Below are 15,876 nucleotides of genomic sequence, written 5' to 3'. Positions count from 1 at the left end.
CCATGATCGATCGCAGAAAATTCATCCAATGGGCCGGCGCCTCGGGAATCGGTTTTTCTTTGGCAGGCTGGAGTGTGTTGGCCCATGCGGACAAAAAGAGGACTTCGACGACGACCACGACGACTGCGGCTGCGGTGCCGAGCAATACAGGCATCAAGGGTCGGGTCGTCGTCATCGGCGGCGGCATGGCCGGTGCGACGGTGGCCAAATATCTGCGCTTGTGGGGCGGCAGCGGGGTGAGCGTCACGCTGATCGAGCGCGACTCGGCTTATACCTCGAACATCATGAGCAACCTGGTGCTGAACGGCAGCCGTACCATCACCTCGTTGCAATATGGCTACGGCAACCTGGCGAGCCGCTATGGGGTGAAGGTCGTCAAGGGCGAGGTGCTGACCATCGATCCGGTCGGCAAGAAGGTCGTCCTCGCCGGCGGCACCAGCTATGCCTATGACCGGCTGGTGATCGCGCCGGGCGTCGATTTCGACATCCTGCCCGGCCTCGAGACCGCCGCGGCACAGGCCAAGGTGCCGCACGCCTGGAAGGCCGGTCCGCAGACCACGGCGCTGCGCAACATGATCACGGCGATGCCCAACGGCGGCGTCTTCGTAATGAGCATCCCGGCCAAGCCCTATCGCTGCCCGCCCGGGCCTTATGAGCGCGCCTGCATCGTCGCCGACTGGCTGAAGACCAACCGGCCCGGCTCGAAGGTGATCGTGCTCGATGCCAACCCGGGCATCACCGCCGAGGTCAATGCCTTCACCGACGCCTTCTACAACGTCCATGCCGGTGTGATCGAATATCAGCCGGGGGTGACGATCAACAGCGTCGATGCGACGACGATGACGGTCAACACCAACATCGGCAACATCCGCGGAAACGTGCTCAACCTGATTCCGCCGCATCGCGCCAGCAAGGTGATCTCGGCCAACGGACTGACCAACACGGCGGATGGCCGCTGGACGGCGGTGGATGTGCTGTCCTATGAGTCGAAGACGGCGCCAGGCATCCATGTCATCGGCGACGCTTCCGCGACGACCCAGCCCAAGGCCGGCCACATCGCCAACCAGGAAGCCAAGGTCTGCGCCGACGCGATCCTGCGCCTGCTCTCCGGTCAGCCGCTCGATCCATCGCCGCACACCAACTCGGCCTGCTATTCGCCGATCACCGCGACGACCGCTTCCTGGCTGACGGCAAACTTCCGTTACGACGCAACGACGGCGACGATGGTGCCGGTGCCGGCCTCCTCCGGCGAAGCCGCGGCGCGTTCGACGAAGAACTTCAGCGAGATGGGCAAGTGGTTCACCGCGCTGATGGGGGACACCTTCGCATGACGAAAACGCGCGGCTTCACGCTCCTCGAACTGCTGGTGGTGGTCGCGATCATCGGTCTGCTCGTCGCCTACGTGGGGCCGCGCTATGCCGCCCAGATCGGCAAGTCCGAGATCACCGTGGCCCGCGCCCAGATGGAGGCGCTGGCCAAGGCGCTCGATACTTACCGTCTCGATACCGGCCATTATCCTTCCGCGGTGCAGGGCCTCGCGGCCCTGCGCGAGCGGCCGGCCGGCGAGGCGAAATGGAACGGCCCTTATCTGCAAAAGGACGTTCCGGCGGATCCCTGGGGCCGGCCCTATGTCTATCGGGTGCCCGGCCGGAAGGGCGATTACGAACTCGTTTCTTATGGCCGCGACGGTGCGCCCGGCGGCACGGGCGACAACGCGGACATCGTGTATTGAGATGCGCTTCGCAGTGCGTGCCATCGGTGCTCACGGTGTGGTGAGCCTCGCGATCGATGCCGCGGATGCGGCCTCTGCGCGCGAGCAGGTGTTGGCCCAGGATCTGCGGCCATTGTCGGTGGCCCCGTCACGAAGCGTATTGCCAGACCGTCGCAGTGCGTTTCCGCTGGCCTTGTTCAGCCAGGAACTGCTCGCGCTGCTCGAAGCCGGCCTGACGCTCACCGAGGCCATCGAGGCGCTCTGTGACAAGGAGCCGCGCAGCGCGACACGGAGCGTGCTCGAACGGCTGCTGCGCGACTTGCGGGAAGGTCAGCGCTTTTCTGCCGCCCTCGAACGGCAGCCCGAACATTTCCCAGCGCTCTACGTCGGCCTGATGCGGGCGGCGGAACGCACATCCAGCCTGCCGACCTCGCTGGCCCGTTATCTCGAATACCACGGCCAGCTCGACATCATCCGCGGGCGGTTGGTCAGCGCGTTGATCTATCCGGCGATCCTGCTGGTGGTCGGCGGCGCCGTCACGGCCTTTCTGCTCGGCCACGTCGTGCCGCGTTTTGCCGGCATCTACCAAGGCACCGGGCGCGATCTGCCCTGGCTCTCGCAGCAGCTGATGGCCTGGGGCGGTTTCGCCGCCGATCATGGCCGGCTGCTCGCCATCGCTGCGCTCGCGGCACTGGCCGCTTCAATCGTCGCTGCCCGCGCCTGGTGGGCCAGCGGTGGCGCACAACGTTTCGCCCGCCGTCTGCCCGGCATCGGCTCGACACTCGTGTTGCTCGAGCTGGCGCGTCTGTATCTCGCGCTCGGCACGCTGCTCGATGGCGGCCTGCCGATCCTGCCGGCCATGCGGCTTAGCGAGGGTCTGCTGTCACCGGAAATGCTGTTGCGTCACCATGCCGCCGCGGCCGCGATCGAACGCGGTGAGAGCGTCTCGCAGGCCTTCGCGGCGGCCGGCCTCGTCACCCCCGTCGCGTTGCGGCTGTTGCGCGTCGGCGAGCGCAGCGGGCGGCTGGGCGAGATGCTCGGTCGCGCGGCACGCTTCCACGATGGCGAGATCGCCCGCCGCATCGACGCCTTCGCCCGCGCTTTCGAACCGTTGCTGATGGCGGCGATCGGCCTCGTCGTCGGCACGATCGTCGTGTTGCTCTATCTGCCGATCTTCGATCTCGCCGGGAGCCTGCAATGAACGCGCCCGACGATGTCCGGGTTTGGGCAGGCGCCGATTTCACGGTGCTGACGCTGTTTCAGCTGCACCGGCTGCAGCCGCTGTTCGGACGCGTGCCGCTCGCCGAGGCCCGCGTGCGGCGCTGCGCGTTGTTGCGTGATGGCCGGCAGCTGATCGGGGTGTGCGACGACCCGCTCGACGCCGACCGGCAGCGTTGGCTCGAGGCCCGCGCCGGCCGGCCGGTCGAATGGTATCTCGTCGCTCCGGACGATCTCAGCGCCTGGTTCGACAAGCAGATGGAAACGGCCTCGGCGCTGGCGGACATCGCCACGCAGAAAGTCGGCGCTGGCGGGACGGCACCCGCTGAAAAGGAAGTCGCGGTGAGTGCGCTGCCGCGCGACGACAGCCCGGTCGTGCGCCTCATCAATTCGACGCTGCACGATGCGCTGCGGCTCGGTGCCAGCGACGTCCATCTCGAGGCGACGCCGCAGGGCCTCGTCGTGCGTTACCGCATCGATGGCGTGCTCGAACGCATCGGCGAAGCCTCCGGCCGCGACACCGCCGAACAGGCGATCTCACGCCTCAAGGTGCTCGCCGAGCTCGACATCGCCGAACGGCGCATCCCGCAGGACGGCCGCTTCGCGGTGCGCTTCGCCGGTCGCCGCGTCGATCTGCGGCTGTCGATCATGCCGAGCCTCCACGGTGAGGATGCCGTGCTGCGCATCCTCGACAAGCGCCGGCTGGTGGCCGATGGCGAAACGCTCAGTCTCGATCGGCTCGGCTTCGCGACCGACGAACTGGCTCAGATCCGTGCGTTGGCGGCGCTGCCTTACGGCATGCTGCTGGTCACCGGCCCGACCGGCAGCGGCAAGACGACGACCCTGTATGGCGTGCTATCGGAGATCCACACCGGCCAGGACAAGATCGTCACCATCGAAGACCCCGTCGAATACGAGCTGGCCGGCGTGCTGCAGATTCCCGTCAACGAAAAGAAGGGGCTCACTTTCGCCCGTGGCCTGCGCTCGATCCTGCGCCACGACCCCGACAAGATCATGATCGGCGAGATCCGCGACGCCGAGACCGCCGAGATCGCCGTGCAGTCGGCGCTCACCGGCCATTTGGTGCTCTCGACGGTGCATGCCAACAACGTCTTCGACGTCTTCAACCGCTTCGCCCATCTGGGCATCGATCCCTATGCCCTGACTTCGGCGCTCAATGGCGTCTGGGCGCAGCGCCTGCTGCGCACCGTCTGCCCGCATTGCGCCGAAGCCGTGGCGCCTTCTCCACGCGCACTCGCCACACTACGCCTGCCCCCGGAGACCGCCAGCGCCGAATTCGCCGGCCTGCGCCGGGGCAAGGGCTGTGGCGAATGTCGCGGCACCGGCTATCGGGGCCGTCGGGCGGTCGCCGAGATCCTGGCACTCGACGATCGCCTGCGCGCCCTGATAGCCCAACGGGCGCCGCTGGCCGAGATCAAGGCCGAAGCGCGCCGCCAGGGCATGTTGAGCCTGCGCGACGCCGCCCTGCAACTGGCCCGTACTGGCCAGACGACTCTCGAAGAGGTGGCGCGTGTCACGCTTCAGAGCTGAACCCGCCGAACTCTTCGTCCCGCGGCGCGGCGCAGTGCCGCTCGACGCTCCGCCGCGCGCCGGTGCAGCGCTCGACATCTGCGTTTCCGATGCGCTGGCACGTTACTGGATCCTCGACTGCCCCGCTGGGCTGGCCAGCGCACACGAGCTCGATCTTTATGCCGCGGAATGTTTTGCCGCGATCTTCGGCGAAGACCCTGGCCGCTGGGTGATCCGTTACGATCCCGATCCTGCCAGCCGCGCCTGGCTGGCCTGCGCCCTGCCGGCGACGGTGGCCGTCGATCTGCCGCGTCAGGCGGCCGAGCGCGGCTGGCGGCCACGGCGTATCCAGCCGCGGTTCGTGCGTGCCTACAACCGGCATTGCCGCCGACTGGAACGGACGGCGGCGTTTTGTCTCGCGGAGGCCGACAGCACGACGATCGGTTTGATCGTCGACGGCCTCTGGCGCAATGTCCGGGTCCATCCGCCGCTCGATCGCAGTAAGGCCGATTTCGCCACGCTGTTGCGGCGCGACTGCCGCCAGGCCGGGCTGTCGGGCGCGTGCCCACGCCCGGTGGTCGTCGGGCCGCTCGCGGAGGTGGCGGCGGCATGAAACCGCTCGTCATCGATTTCGCGCCGCGGCCGCCGAGCTCCGCGCGGCTGCGCTGGATCGCCGGGGGCGTCGGCATGCTGCTGGCGATCGTCGGCGCGTCGGCCTGGGTGCTGACCAGTCCGGTCGAGGCCAGCCACATGGCGCCAAACCCTCCGCTCGGTATGCCGGGCAGCGAGGCGGCGCAGGCCGCCGATCGGGCGATCCGTGAGCTCAATCTGCCTTGGCCCGAGGTGCTGGCCGCGTTGGCCGACCACTTTGGTACGCAACACGATGCCGTGCTATTGCGTGTCGAGGCCGATATCGCGCGCGCCACCCTGCGGCTGACCGGCGAGGCGCGCACGCAGGCCGCCGTCCAGGCGCTGCCGGAACGCTTGCGCAGCGCCTCGCCGATCGCCGGCGCCGACCTGCTCGGCGTGGAGAGCGTCGCTGGCGCCGCCTGGCCGGTGCAATTCACGCTCGAACTGCGCATCCGGGAGGGGGCGTGAATCCGCGTCTGGCCTTCGGCCTCGCCTGGCGTCGGCACCCCTGGCCGGTGCTGCTGGTCTTGACGGCGCTGGTCGGGTTGCCGGCGCTGACCTTGGGCGGTCTGAAGCGGCCGACGGCCGAGATCGTGGCCGCCAGCGACGACGGCGGGCGCCGCAGCGAAACGCACTACCTCGCCTTTCGCGCCATCCTGATCCCGCGCAGCGAACTCGAAGCCCGCCAGCACGCCGTCATCGATCTGGCGCTTGAGCACGGCCTCGTGCCCGGCCGCATCGACTTCGGCAGCGAACGCGACGAGGCCGGCGGTTTCGATCGGGCGACACTGGCCATGCCAGTGCACGGCGACTATGCCGATTTGCAGAAATTCCTTGCCGCGGCGCTGGCCCGCGAACCGGCGCTGGCGGTGGCGGAGCTCGGCTTGCAGCGGGATGCCTCCGGCAATGGCGTCCAGGCCCAGCTGCGCTTGGTATTCCATCTCCAGCCGGCTGAGGAGGTGCGCTCATGACATCGTCGCGCCTGCCCTGGCTCCTTTTCGTGTTGGTCGCGGTGGCGCTCTTGGCGGCCTATGGGCAGGCATCCACGCCGCCGTCGCCAGCCGTGGCTACGGAACGTCTGCCCTATGTCCGTGCCCTTGCGCCACGTCAAAACGTGCCCGCGGCGATCGGTAATCCGTTTGCGCCTGCGGCAAGACTGCCGGCCGACCCAACGACCGCCCAGACCGATCCGCCGCGTGCCGCTTCGCCAGCGCCGAGTCTTGCCCACACTCTGCCGTGGCGCGTGATCGGCAAGCAGTATGACGAACAGGAGGGCTGGTGCGTGTTCCTGGCGCGCGGCGAGGAAACCCGTATCGTGCGCGTCGGCGATACCCTCGACGAAACCTACCGCATCGCCTCGATCCAGCCGCCGCTCATGACCCTGCAGCATCTCAGGCGCCAGATGCGCCAAACCCTCGACATCGGAGAAGCCAAGGAATGAACCGCCGCGCCGCATTATTCGCCATCATTGCCTTGCTCACCGGCTGTGCGACGACCTCGGCGCCCTTGCAGGAAGGTCGCCGCCTCGCCGAGCAGGGCCGGCTCGAAGAAGCGTTGCCGCATTTCGAGGCCGCGTTGCGTGAGGAGCCAAACCGGGCCGAGACGCGCATGGCCGTGGCGACGACGCGCGAGCGTATCGCGGCGCACTGGCTGCGTGAGGCCGAGCAGGCGATCGGCGCCGGGCGTCGCGCCGAGGCCGATGCGCTGCTCGCGCGGGTGCTGGCGCTCGATCCAGCCAACGAGCGCGCCCGCAAGCTTGCCGAAGCCGCCCGCCTGGAACGGCGCCGTACGCAATGGCTGGCCGAAGCGGAGGCTGCCTGGGCGCGCGGCGATGCCGAAGCCGCGCTGTCCCGTCTGCGCGAGATCCTCGTCGAAGCGCCGCACGATGCCGCCGCACTCAAGCTGCGCGAGACCATCGAGGCGACGCTGGCGACGGCACAGCCGGAGGGCGATCCGAAGCTCGGCGATGCGCTCGCCCGTCCAGTATCGATCGAATTCAAGGAAGCCTCGCTGAAACAGGTTTTCGAGGTGCTGGCGCGCACTTCCGGCATCAACTTCGTATTCGACAAGGATGTGCGGCCCGATGCGCCGACGACGATCTACTTGCGGCGCGCGACGGTGAAGGAGATTCTCAATGCGGTGCTGTTGGCGCATCAGCTCGAACGGCGCACCCTCGATGACGGCACCATCCTCGTCTATCCGAACACACCGGCCAAGGCGCGCGAGCATCAGCCCTTGACGATCAAGACCTTCTACCTCGCCAACACCGAACCGAAGATCGCGCTGGCGACGCTGCGTACCATCCTCAAGGCCAAGGATGTCGTCGCCGACGAAAAGCAGAACCTGCTGGTGATGCGCGATACGCCCGAAACCATCCGTCTCGCCGGCAAGCTGCTCGCGGTGCATGACCTGCCCGAACCGGAAGTGATGCTCGAAGTCGAGATCCTCGAAGTGAAACGTAGCCGCCTGCTCGATCTGGGCATCCGCTGGCCCGACCTGCTGACGCTGACGCCGCTCGCCAGCGCGGCGAACGGCCTGTTGACACTCGCCGACATCAAGAATGCCAGCTCGCGCACGCTCGGCGCGGCGATCACGCCGCTCACCGTCTCGGCCGGCCAGGGCGACACCGACATCAACCTGCTCGCCAACCCGCGCATCCGCACCCGCAATCGCGAGACGGCCAAGATCATGATCGGCGACCGGGTGCCGAATATCACCACCACCGCCACCGCGACCGGCTTCGTCGCCGAATCGGTGCAGTATGTCGATGTCGGCCTGAAGCTCGAAGTGCAGCCCACCATCTATCTCGACAACGAGATTGCCATCCGCATCAACCTGGAAGTCAGCAACATCGTCGACCAGGTGAAGACCAAGACCGGCACGCTCGCCTACCAGATCGGCACGCGCAATGCCTCGACGGTGCTGCGCCTGCGTGATGGCGAGAATCAGGTGCTCGCCGGCCTGATCAGCGATGCCGAGCGCGCCACAGCGAACAAGGTGCCGGGCCTGGGCGAGATTCCCGTCCTCGGCCGCCTGTTCGGCGGCCGCACCGACGACGGTCAGAAGACCGAGCTGATGCTGTCGATCACGCCGCGGCTGGTGCGGGGCATGACGCGTCCCACGCTGGCACGCAGCGAATTCGATTCCGGGCCGGAAGGCAACCTGCGTGCGCCGGCGGCCGACCTCTCCGCCTATACCGAAGTCGTGCCGGCGCCGGCGCAGCAGGCACCGGCGGGCGGTGAAACGACGCCCCGATGAAACGCGTCCGAGGCTTCACGCTGATCGAGCTGGTCGCCGTGCTGGCGATCCTCGGCGTGCTCGCCGGCATCGCACTGCCGCTCGCCGAGGTATCGCAGCAGCGCCAGAAGGAACAGGAACTGCGCCGCGCCCTGCGCGAGATCCGCGATGCGATCGATGCCTACAAGTGGGCCGCCGACGAAGGGCGCATCGTGCTGCCCGCGGGCGCGAGCGGCTATCCGCCGAATCTCGAAGCACTGGTCGCCGGCGTCGAGGATGCGAAAGATGTGCGCCGCCGCAAGCTCTATTTCCTGCGCCGCCTGCCCCGCGATCCGTTGTACCCCGATCCAAGCGTCGAAGCGGTGGCGACCTGGGGCAAGCGCAGCTATGCGAGCGAGCCCGATGCGCCGCAGGAGGGCGAGGACGTCTTCGATGTTTTCTCCCGCTCGACCGCGATTGGCCTCAACGGCGTGCCCTATCGCGAGTGGTGAGGCAGGCATGAACAGGCGCGGTTTCACGCTGATCGAGCTGCTCGTCGTGCTGGCGATCCTTGGTCTGCTGCTGTCGCTGGCGGCGCCGAAATACCTGCACAGCGTCGATCGCGCGAAAGAGGCCGTGCTTGCGGAAAACCTGCGCATCACGCGCAGCGCGATCGACCGCTTCCATGCCGACCGCGGGCGTTATCCGAGCTCGCTCGAAGAGCTGGTCGCGCGCCGCTATCTGCGCACTCTGCCGGTCGATCCCCTGCTGGACAGCGCTACCGCCTGGCGGCTCGTCGTCATCCAGGACGAAGAGGGCGCCAGCGGCGTCGTCGATCTGAAGAGCCGCGCGCCCGGCGTCGGCCGGAATGGGCGTGCCTATGCACAATGGTAGCCGCGAGGCGGGTTTCACCTACGTCGCGCTGTTGATCACCATCGCACTGATCGCGGTGGGCGCGACGCGCGTGCTGGAAACCGGCGCGCAACTGCAATTACGTGAGCAGGAAGCGGAGCTCATCGCCATCGGTCAGGAGTTCCGCGCCGCACTGAAAAGCTATGCCGAGGCCACACCGCTCGGCCAACCCGATGCGCCGCAGGAACTGACCGAGCTGTTGCGCGATCCACGCCATCCCGGCACGAAACGCCATTTGCGGCGCCTCTATCGCGATCCGCTCACCGGCAGCAAGCGCTGGGGCCTGGTGCGCGCGCCGGACGGACGCATCCTCGGCATCCATAGCTTGAGCACCTCGCCAACGCTGCGCAGGAGCGGCTTTCCGGTCGGGCTGGAGGCATTCGCCCAGGCGCAGCGCCACGACGAATGGGTCTTCGCCTTGCAGCCCGTTCCCGCCGGCGCAACGGCCAGTGTGGCAGTGGCACGGCACTGAAAGCCGCATCGCCGACAATCGTTTCGTCGTGGTTTGGCGACAGTGGCGATCGGCCAGACGAACGCGCAAGATCGCAGTGAATCCGGCATTGCTGGCGCGATCCACCTACGAGAGGAGAATCCGATGACCGCTCGACTACCCGCTTCCATTGCAACCCCGCCGCTGGCCAAGGTGACGCAGATGCCTGTGCGCGTGTCGCCCAGTGAGAGCCAGGATGCGCTGAAGACGCTGGTGCAGGAAAAACTCGATGCCGCGCTGCGCCTCGGCGCGAGCGACGTCCATTTCGAAACGACGGGGCTCGGTCTGATCGTGCGCCAGCGCGTCGACGGCGTGCTCGAAACCGTCTGCGAGCTGGCTGGACGCGAAATCGCGGCACAGGCGCTCGCGCGGCTGAAAGCGCTGATCGGCCTCGACGGCACTGCGCGCGAAAGACACGGCGAATTGCGCTTGAACGGACGCCGTGTGCCTGTGCGGCTCTCGCTCCTCACCGGCCAGCATGGCGAGGATGCGAGCTTGCACATCTTCGCCAGACCGCGACTGGTGCCGGCCGGCGAGGTGCTGGACATCGAACGGCTCGGTTTCGCCAGTGCCGAGCGCGCCCGCCTGCATGCGCTCGCGGCACAGCCTTACGGGCTGGTGCTCGTCGCCGGCCCGTCGGGCAGCGGCCGGACGACCACGCTGTATGCGATGCTCGCCGAACATTGCGACGGCCGCGAAAAGATCGTCAGCGTCGAGGCCGCCGTCGCCTATCCCATGCCGGGCGTCCTGCAAACCACGCCCGACGGCTCCCGTGCCGAAGGCATGGCCGACGCACTGCGCGCCGCGCTGCAACATGATCCCGACTGGCTCTTGATCGATCCGTTGCGCGATGCGGCGAGTGCCCGACAGGCGCTCGAGGCGGCTCAGGACGGCCGGCGTGTGCTGGCGGCGGTGGGCGGCAACCATGTCTTCGATGCGCTCGGTCGCTTAGCGCGCTTCGGCATTCCTGCGGCGGCGTTGGGCGAGGCGTTGAACGGCATCGTCGTCCAGCGGCTGCTGCGCACGGTCTGTCCGCATTGTGCCGAACCGGTCGTGCCGACGCCCGCTGAACTCGCGGCGCTCGCCCTGCCGCCCGAGGCGGCGATCGGCGGCTACCGGCGCGGCAGCGGCTGCGGTGCCTGCCGCACCACAGGTTATCTCGGCCGGCGGGCGATCGCCGAGATTCTCGTGCTCGAAGAAGCCATGCGCACGCTGATCATCGAGCGTGCGCCACTGGCCACGATTAGAGCCGAGGCGCGCCGGCAGGGCATGCACGACCTGCGCGAGGCCGCTTTGCAGCTGGCGCGCGCCGGGCTCACCACGCTGGAGGAAGTGGCACGCGTCACGCGCCAGGCCTGAAGGAGGTGGGAATCAGCCGATTTCCGCGGCGATGAACGCTTGCGCTGCCGCTGTGCGCGGCTGGCGGAAGAATTCCGCGGCGGGGGTCTGTTCGACGAGGCGGCCGCTTTCCAGATAGATCACCTCTTCAGCGACGCGGCTGCGCAGCATCACCGGACGCTGGAACACCATGCCCTGCGTCAGCGGCCGCGACCAGATCACGCGCCCGGCGCTGGGGCGCAATAGCCCATGCATCAGGCGCAGCAGAGTGCTCTTGCCGGCGCCGTTGGGGCCGAGGATTGCCGTCCTGCCAGCGCCGAGTTTCGCATCGATGTCGGCAACCAGCGTGATGCCGTGTTCGACGAGCGTGAGCCCTTCGAGCACGAGCCAGGGAAGCGTCGCGCCGTTCATCCCCAGCGTCGCTCCGCCCACTGTCTGAAGCCGTAGGCAACGGTGTTGAGCGCCAAGGCGAGCGCGACGAGGATGAAGCCGAGTGCCAGCGCGTGCGGCAGATCGCCCTTGCTCGTTTCGAGGGCGATGGTGGTGGTCATCACGCGCGTCACCCCTTCGATGTTGCCGCCGACGATCATCACCGCACCGACTTCGGCGATGGCGCGGCCGAAGCCGGCCAAGGCGGCGGTGGTGAGCGAGAAGCGCGCGTTCCACAACAGCGTCAGGCCGGCGCGCAGGCGGCTGGCGCCGAGGCTGCGCAATTGTTCGCGATATTCGCGCCATTCGTCCTCGATCACCTGGCGCGTCAGCGCGGCGACGATCGGCGCGATCAGCACGGTCTGGGCGATGATCATCGCCGGCGGCGTGAACAACAGCCCGAAGCTGCCCAGCGGCCCGGCGCGCGAGAGCAGCAGATAGACCAGCAGACCGACGACCACCGGCGGCAGTCCCATCAGGCCGTTGGTCAGCACGATCAGGCCGCGTCGGCCGGGAAAACGGCCGACCGCCAGCAGTGCGCCGAACGGCATGCCGACGAGGCAGGCGAGCAGCGTGGCGGTGAGGCTCACTGCCAGACTCAGGGCGACGATCGCGAAGAGGCGGGCATCACCACCGGCGATCAGCGCAGCGGCGAGCGCGAAGCTGTCCGAGAGCGTGTTCATTTGGCGTTCGGAAAGAACACTTGCTCACCGCCGATCCGGTAGTCGGCGATCGTGCGCTGGCCATCTGGCGAGATCAGCCAGTCGATGAAAGCCTGCCCTTCGCGTTGCTTGACCTGCGGATGCCGGGCCGGATCGACGAGGATGACGCCGTACTGGTTGAACATGCGCGCATCGCCCGCGACGAGGATTGCCAGCTTGCCGCGGTTTCTGAAGTTGAGCCAAGTACCGCGATCGGCGAGCACGTAGGCATCGAGCGCGCTGGCGATGTTGAGCGCTGCGCCCATGCCGGCGCCGGTGTCGCGGTACCACGGGCCTTTGATTTGCGCGAGATCGATGCCCGCCAGCGCCCAGTAACGCAGTTCGGCGGCGTGGGTGCCGCTCTTGTCGCCGCGCGAGACGAATGGGGCGCGTGCCGCGGCGATGCGGCGCAAGGCGACGAGGATGTCCTGGCCGGCAGCGCCGGCCGGATCGCGCTTCGGTCCGATGAGGACGAAATCGTTGTACATCACCGGGTGCCGCTTCACGCCGTGACCTTCGGCAACGAATCTTTCCTCGGCGGCCGGGTCATGCACGAATACCACGTCGGCATCGCCGCGCCGCGCCAGATCGAGTGCCTGCCCAGTGCCGAGGGCGACGACACGCACGTGGATGCCGCTCGTCTTCTCGAAGGCCGGCAGCAGATGGCCGAACAGGCCCGATTGTTCGGTCGAGGTGGTCGAAGCGACGGTGATGAACGCTGCCTGGCCCCAGACGGCGCTGGTCCACAGAAGCAGCCAGATCGAGATCAGTCGAAACGGGTATCGAGTCCGCATTCGGCCATGTCGGCGGCTTTCAGTTGCGCTCTTGCCTTGTTGAGTGTTTCCTGCCATTCGGCCTCCGGATCGGAATCGGCGACGATGCCGGCGCCGGCCTGCACGAAGATGCGGCCGTCCTTGACGACCGCGGTGCGGATGGCGATGGCCAGATCCATGTCGCCATTGAAGCCCAGATAGCCGACCGCACCGGCATAGATGCTGCGCTTGGTGGGTTCCAGCTCGTCGATGATCTCCATAGCGCGCACCTTCGGCGCGCCGGAGACGGTGCCGGCCGGGAAGGTGGCTTTGAGCACCGAGACGGGCCCTTCGTCGTCCTTCAACTCGCCTTCGACGTTGGAGACGATGTGCATCACGTGCGAGTAGCGTTCGATGGTGTATTGGTCGGTGACTTTGACCGTGCCGATCTTGGCGACGCGGCCGACGTCGTTCCTGCCGAGGTCTAATAGTTGCAGATGTTCGGCGCGCTCCTTTGGATCGGCCAAGAGCTCGGCAGCGAGCCGCGCGTCCTCGATGGCATTCGCGCCACGCTTGCGGGTGCCGGCGATCGGCCGCACCGTGATTTTGCGTTTGCCGTCTTCCGTTTCGAGGCGCACGAGGATTTCCGGCGAGGCACCGACGACCTGGAAATCGCCGAAGTCGAAGAAGAACATGTAGGGCGAGGGGTTGAGCGTGCGCAAGGCGCGGTAGAGCGCCAGGGGACTCGCCGCATAGGGGCGGCTCATGCGCTGCGAGAGCACCACCTGCATGATGTCGCCATCGACGATGTATTGCTTGGCACGCCGCACGGCGGTCTTGAAGTCCTGTTCGGCGAATTCGAAACTCGGCGCTGGCGGTACGGCACGGGTATCCTCGGGCAGCTTGACCGGCGCGCGCAGGCGGCCGAGCAATTCTTTGAGGCGCGCCTGGGCCTGGCGCCAGGCGCCGGGAAAGCCCGGCTCGGCATAGACGACGAGGGTCAGCTTGCCCGAGAGGTTGTCGACGATGGCGATTTCCTCGGAGAGCAAGAGCAGGATGTCCGGTACGCCAAGCGGATCGGGCTTTTGCGTATCGGCGAGCTTCGGTTCGATGTAGCGCACCGTGTCGTAGCCGAAATAGCCGACCAGTCCGCCCGTGAAGCGCGGCAGGCCGGGAATGTCCGGCACCTTGAAGCGCGCCATGAATTCCGAGAGGTAGGACATCGGGTTGGTGTGCTCGCGGCGTTCGGCGACGCGGTTGCCGGTGAGCAGCAGAATCGTCGAGCCGGTCACGGCGATGCGCGTCGGCGTGGTGAGCCCGATGAACGAGTAGCGGCCGAAGCGCTCGCCGCCCTGCACCGATTCGAGCAGATACGAGTGCGGGCCATCGGCGAGCTTGAGATAGATCGACAGCGGGGTGTCGAGATCGGCGAAGGTCTCGAGGGTGACGGGGATGCGGTTGTAGCCCTTTTGGGCCAGACGGTCGAAATCGGCTTCGTTCATGGGGACAGGCGTCGTGCGGCATCGATGAGACTTTCGACTATAGCATCGGCCGAAAGTCCCCGCACATCCTGTCCTTCGTTGTAGCCGTAAGGGACGAGAAACACCTTGCAGCCGGCGGCGCGGCCGGCATGGAAATCATGCACCGAATCGCCGACCATCAGCGTATCGGCCGGCGAGACGGCGAGACGTCCGCAGGCCCAGACGAGCGGCATCGGATCGGGCTTCGGCTTGGGCAGCATGTCACCGGCGACGGTGACGTCGAAATACGGGGCAAGACCCGTGCGTTCGAGCAACGGCAGCGTGAAATCCTTCGCCTTGTTGGTGATCACGCCCATGGGCAGATGCATCGCCTTGAAGGCGGCCAGCCCTTCCATGACGCCGGGAAAGGGTTTGGCGGCGCGGCCGTTGAAGTGCGCGTAGTGTTTCTTGAAGCTCGCCAGCGCATCCGCCGGCGGCGGGGACGGATCGTCCGCCGCTTCCAGATTGCCGGCGAGCACGCGCTTGACGAGGTTGGGGATGCCACGCCCGACATAGGCGCGAATATCCTCGACGGCGATTGGCGGCCGGCCGAGATCGGCCAGCATGCCGCAGGCGGCGGCATGCAGGTCCAGCACGGTGTCGAGCAGCGTGCCGTCGAGGTCGATCAGAACGGCCCGGATACCGGCTGCCGTCATTTCACGGTCGCCAGCGCTGCGCGCATCTCTTTGATGATCGTGTCGTAACGATGTGGGTCAGCTTCGTTGCGTTTGCCGAACACGGCGGAACCGGCGACGAAGGTATCGACGCCGGCACGTGCGACCTCGGCGATATTCGCCGGCCCGACACCGCCGTCGATCTCCAGCTCGGTCTCAAGGCCGCGCTCGTCGATCATCTTGCGCACGCGGCGCGCCTTTTCGAGCACGTAGGGGATGAACTTCTGCCCGCCGAAGCCGGGGTTGACCGACATCAACAGCACTATGTCGAGTTTCTCGAGCGTCCATTCGAGGACATCCAGCGGGGTGGCCGGATTGAACACCAGGCCCGGCTTGCAGCCCGAATCGCGGATCAGGCCGATGGTGCGGTCGATGTGCTCGGAGGCTTCCGGATGGAAGGTGATGTAGGTGGCGCCGGCCTTGGCGAAATCGGGGATGATGCGGTCGACGGGTTTGACCATCAAATGGACGTCGATCGGTGCGGTGACACCATGCTTGCGCAGCGCCTCGCAGACCAGCGGGCCGATGGTGAGATTCGGCACGTAGTGGTTGTCCATCACGTCGAAGTGCACGATGTCGGCACCCGAGGCGAGCACGTCATCGACTTCCTCGCCCAAGCGAGCGAAGTTGGCCGAAAGGATCGAGGGAGCAATGCGGTAGGGAGGCTTGGACATGATCGATTCTCCAGGGCGGATTAGAATGCGAACGATTCTAGCGGTGCCGTCCATCAGGGCGGCTAACAATTTCTGATGGCA

General features: G+C 67.1%; 19 protein-coding genes. 13 read left to right on the top strand and 6 right to left on the bottom strand.

Annotation, left to right across the window (positions count from 1 at the left end; all coding sequences use genetic code 11):
* Positions 1-2: 2 nt before the first annotated feature.
* From M52SOB_RS10600 to M52SOB_RS10540, 13 genes are all read left to right on the top strand, one after another.
* Positions 3-1,331, top strand: a complete 1,329-nt coding sequence (locus tag M52SOB_RS10600; RefSeq protein WP_284155079.1) for an NAD(P)/FAD-dependent oxidoreductase — start codon at positions 3-5, stop codon at positions 1,329-1,331.
* The gene (gspG, locus tag M52SOB_RS10595) at positions 1,328-1,732 is read left to right on the top strand and encodes a type II secretion system major pseudopilin GspG (protein WP_131111779.1); all 405 of its coding nucleotides are present in this window, start codon (positions 1,328-1,330) and stop codon (positions 1,730-1,732) included. The genes M52SOB_RS10600 and gspG overlap by 4 nt, the downstream gene beginning before the upstream one ends.
* Before the next feature lies 1 nt (position 1,733).
* Complete coding sequence (locus M52SOB_RS10590; protein WP_131111778.1) at positions 1,734-2,912, top strand: type II secretion system F family protein; 1,179 nt, start codon at positions 1,734-1,736, stop codon at positions 2,910-2,912.
* Complete coding sequence (locus M52SOB_RS10585) at positions 2,909-4,480, top strand: GspE/PulE family protein (protein WP_131111777.1); 1,572 nt, start codon at positions 2,909-2,911, stop codon at positions 4,478-4,480. The genes M52SOB_RS10590 and M52SOB_RS10585 overlap by 4 nt, the downstream gene beginning before the upstream one ends.
* On the top strand, positions 4,461-5,072 hold the full coding sequence (locus tag M52SOB_RS10580) for a hypothetical protein (RefSeq protein ID WP_131111776.1): 612 nt from the start codon (positions 4,461-4,463) through the stop codon (positions 5,070-5,072). The genes M52SOB_RS10585 and M52SOB_RS10580 overlap by 20 nt, the downstream gene beginning before the upstream one ends.
* Positions 5,069-5,557: a hypothetical protein gene (locus M52SOB_RS10575; protein ID WP_131111775.1), complete on the top strand. Its 489-nt coding sequence runs from the start codon at positions 5,069-5,071 to the stop codon at positions 5,555-5,557. The genes M52SOB_RS10580 and M52SOB_RS10575 overlap by 4 nt, the downstream gene beginning before the upstream one ends.
* Positions 5,554-6,060: a GspMb/PilO family protein gene (locus M52SOB_RS10570; protein WP_131111774.1), complete on the top strand. Its 507-nt coding sequence runs from the start codon at positions 5,554-5,556 to the stop codon at positions 6,058-6,060. Before M52SOB_RS10575 ends, M52SOB_RS10570 begins: the two co-directional genes overlap by 4 nt.
* Positions 6,057-6,530 (top strand): hypothetical protein, encoded by a 474-nt coding sequence (locus tag M52SOB_RS14035; RefSeq protein WP_284155078.1) that lies wholly within the window; start codon positions 6,057-6,059, stop codon positions 6,528-6,530. The genes M52SOB_RS10570 and M52SOB_RS14035 overlap by 4 nt, the downstream gene beginning before the upstream one ends.
* Positions 6,527-8,347: a secretin N-terminal domain-containing protein gene (locus M52SOB_RS10560; protein WP_131111773.1), complete on the top strand. Its 1,821-nt coding sequence runs from the start codon at positions 6,527-6,529 to the stop codon at positions 8,345-8,347. Before M52SOB_RS14035 ends, M52SOB_RS10560 begins: the two co-directional genes overlap by 4 nt.
* On the top strand, positions 8,344-8,817 hold the full coding sequence (locus M52SOB_RS10555; protein WP_131111772.1) for a type II secretion system protein: 474 nt from the start codon (positions 8,344-8,346) through the stop codon (positions 8,815-8,817). Before M52SOB_RS10560 ends, M52SOB_RS10555 begins: the two co-directional genes overlap by 4 nt.
* Positions 8,818-8,824: 7 nt before the next feature.
* Complete coding sequence (locus tag M52SOB_RS10550; protein WP_131111771.1) at positions 8,825-9,199, top strand: type II secretion system protein; 375 nt, start codon at positions 8,825-8,827, stop codon at positions 9,197-9,199.
* Positions 9,180-9,689 carry a type II secretion system protein gene (locus M52SOB_RS10545; protein ID WP_284155077.1) on the top strand — a complete coding sequence of 170 codons (510 nt, stop codon included), beginning with the start codon at positions 9,180-9,182 and terminating at the stop codon, positions 9,687-9,689. The genes M52SOB_RS10550 and M52SOB_RS10545 overlap by 20 nt, the downstream gene beginning before the upstream one ends.
* A gap of 123 nt (positions 9,690-9,812) precedes the next feature.
* Positions 9,813-11,066 carry a GspE/PulE family protein gene (locus M52SOB_RS10540; RefSeq protein ID WP_131111770.1) on the top strand — a complete coding sequence of 418 codons (1,254 nt, stop codon included), beginning with the start codon at positions 9,813-9,815 and terminating at the stop codon, positions 11,064-11,066.
* A 12-nt stretch (positions 11,067-11,078) separates the two neighbouring features.
* Here the strand turns inward: M52SOB_RS10540 and M52SOB_RS10535 are convergent, their stop codons facing one another.
* Genes M52SOB_RS10535 through rpe form a run of 6 tightly spaced genes read right to left on the bottom strand, consistent with a single transcriptional unit; the run spans position 11,079 to position 15,795 of the window.
* On the bottom strand, positions 11,079-11,456 hold the full coding sequence (locus tag M52SOB_RS10535) for an ATP-binding cassette domain-containing protein (RefSeq protein WP_131111769.1): 378 nt from the start codon (positions 11,454-11,456) through the stop codon (positions 11,079-11,081).
* Complete coding sequence (locus tag M52SOB_RS10530) at positions 11,453-12,157, bottom strand: ABC transporter permease (protein ID WP_131111768.1); 705 nt, start codon at positions 12,155-12,157, stop codon at positions 11,453-11,455. Before M52SOB_RS10530 ends, M52SOB_RS10535 begins: the two co-directional genes overlap by 4 nt.
* Entirely contained in the window at positions 12,154-12,969 is an 816-nt protein-coding gene (locus tag M52SOB_RS10525) for an ABC transporter substrate-binding protein (RefSeq protein ID WP_131111767.1), read from the bottom strand. Before M52SOB_RS10525 ends, M52SOB_RS10530 begins: the two co-directional genes overlap by 4 nt.
* Positions 12,942-14,429, bottom strand: a complete 1,488-nt coding sequence (trpE, locus tag M52SOB_RS10520) for an anthranilate synthase component I (protein ID WP_131111766.1) — start codon at positions 14,427-14,429, stop codon at positions 12,942-12,944. The genes M52SOB_RS10525 and trpE overlap by 28 nt, the downstream gene beginning before the upstream one ends.
* A complete protein-coding gene (locus M52SOB_RS10515) occupies positions 14,426-15,103 on the bottom strand; it encodes a phosphoglycolate phosphatase (RefSeq protein WP_131111765.1) in 678 nt (225 codons plus the stop codon). The genes trpE and M52SOB_RS10515 overlap by 4 nt, the downstream gene beginning before the upstream one ends.
* Complete coding sequence (gene rpe, locus M52SOB_RS10510; protein WP_131111764.1) at positions 15,100-15,795, bottom strand: ribulose-phosphate 3-epimerase; 696 nt, start codon at positions 15,793-15,795, stop codon at positions 15,100-15,102. Before rpe ends, M52SOB_RS10515 begins: the two co-directional genes overlap by 4 nt.
* Positions 15,796-15,876: the final 81 nt, after the last annotated feature.

It is taken from the genome of Sulfuricystis thermophila, assembly GCF_004323595.1.
In the GTDB taxonomy this organism is placed as follows: domain Bacteria; phylum Pseudomonadota; class Gammaproteobacteria; order Burkholderiales; family Rhodocyclaceae; genus Sulfuricystis; species Sulfuricystis thermophila.
The sequence above is the reverse complement of the archived record's forward strand: the minus strand, read 5'-3'. Positions and strand labels throughout refer to the sequence as shown.

Coding starts and splice junctions, on each gene's coding strand:
- M52SOB_RS10600 (WP_284155079.1), top strand. CDS start 3: ATGATCGATCGCAGAAAATTCATCCAATGGGCCGGCGCCTCGGGAATC.
- gspG (WP_131111779.1), top strand. CDS start 1,328: ATGACGAAAACGCGCGGCTTCACGCTCCTCGAACTGCTGGTGGTGGTC.
- M52SOB_RS10590 (WP_131111778.1), top strand. CDS start 1,734: ATGCGCTTCGCAGTGCGTGCCATCGGTGCTCACGGTGTGGTGAGCCTC.
- M52SOB_RS10585 (WP_131111777.1), top strand. CDS start 2,909: ATGAACGCGCCCGACGATGTCCGGGTTTGGGCAGGCGCCGATTTCACG.
- M52SOB_RS10575 (WP_131111775.1), top strand. CDS start 5,069: ATGAAACCGCTCGTCATCGATTTCGCGCCGCGGCCGCCGAGCTCCGCG.
- M52SOB_RS14035 (WP_284155078.1), top strand. CDS start 6,057: ATGACATCGTCGCGCCTGCCCTGGCTCCTTTTCGTGTTGGTCGCGGTG.
- M52SOB_RS10560 (WP_131111773.1), top strand. CDS start 6,527: ATGAACCGCCGCGCCGCATTATTCGCCATCATTGCCTTGCTCACCGGC.
- M52SOB_RS10555 (WP_131111772.1), top strand. CDS start 8,344: ATGAAACGCGTCCGAGGCTTCACGCTGATCGAGCTGGTCGCCGTGCTG.
- M52SOB_RS10550 (WP_131111771.1), top strand. CDS start 8,825: ATGAACAGGCGCGGTTTCACGCTGATCGAGCTGCTCGTCGTGCTGGCG.
- M52SOB_RS10540 (WP_131111770.1), top strand. CDS start 9,813: ATGACCGCTCGACTACCCGCTTCCATTGCAACCCCGCCGCTGGCCAAG.
- M52SOB_RS10535 (WP_131111769.1), bottom strand. CDS start 11,456: ATGAACGGCGCGACGCTTCCCTGGCTCGTGCTCGAAGGGCTCACGCTC.
- M52SOB_RS10530 (WP_131111768.1), bottom strand. CDS start 12,157: ATGAACACGCTCTCGGACAGCTTCGCGCTCGCCGCTGCGCTGATCGCC.
- M52SOB_RS10525 (WP_131111767.1), bottom strand. CDS start 12,969: ATGCGGACTCGATACCCGTTTCGACTGATCTCGATCTGGCTGCTTCTG.
- trpE (WP_131111766.1), bottom strand. CDS start 14,429: ATGAACGAAGCCGATTTCGACCGTCTGGCCCAAAAGGGCTACAACCGC.
- M52SOB_RS10515 (WP_131111765.1), bottom strand. CDS start 15,103: ATGACGGCAGCCGGTATCCGGGCCGTTCTGATCGACCTCGACGGCACG.
- rpe (WP_131111764.1), bottom strand. CDS start 15,795: ATGTCCAAGCCTCCCTACCGCATTGCTCCCTCGATCCTTTCGGCCAAC.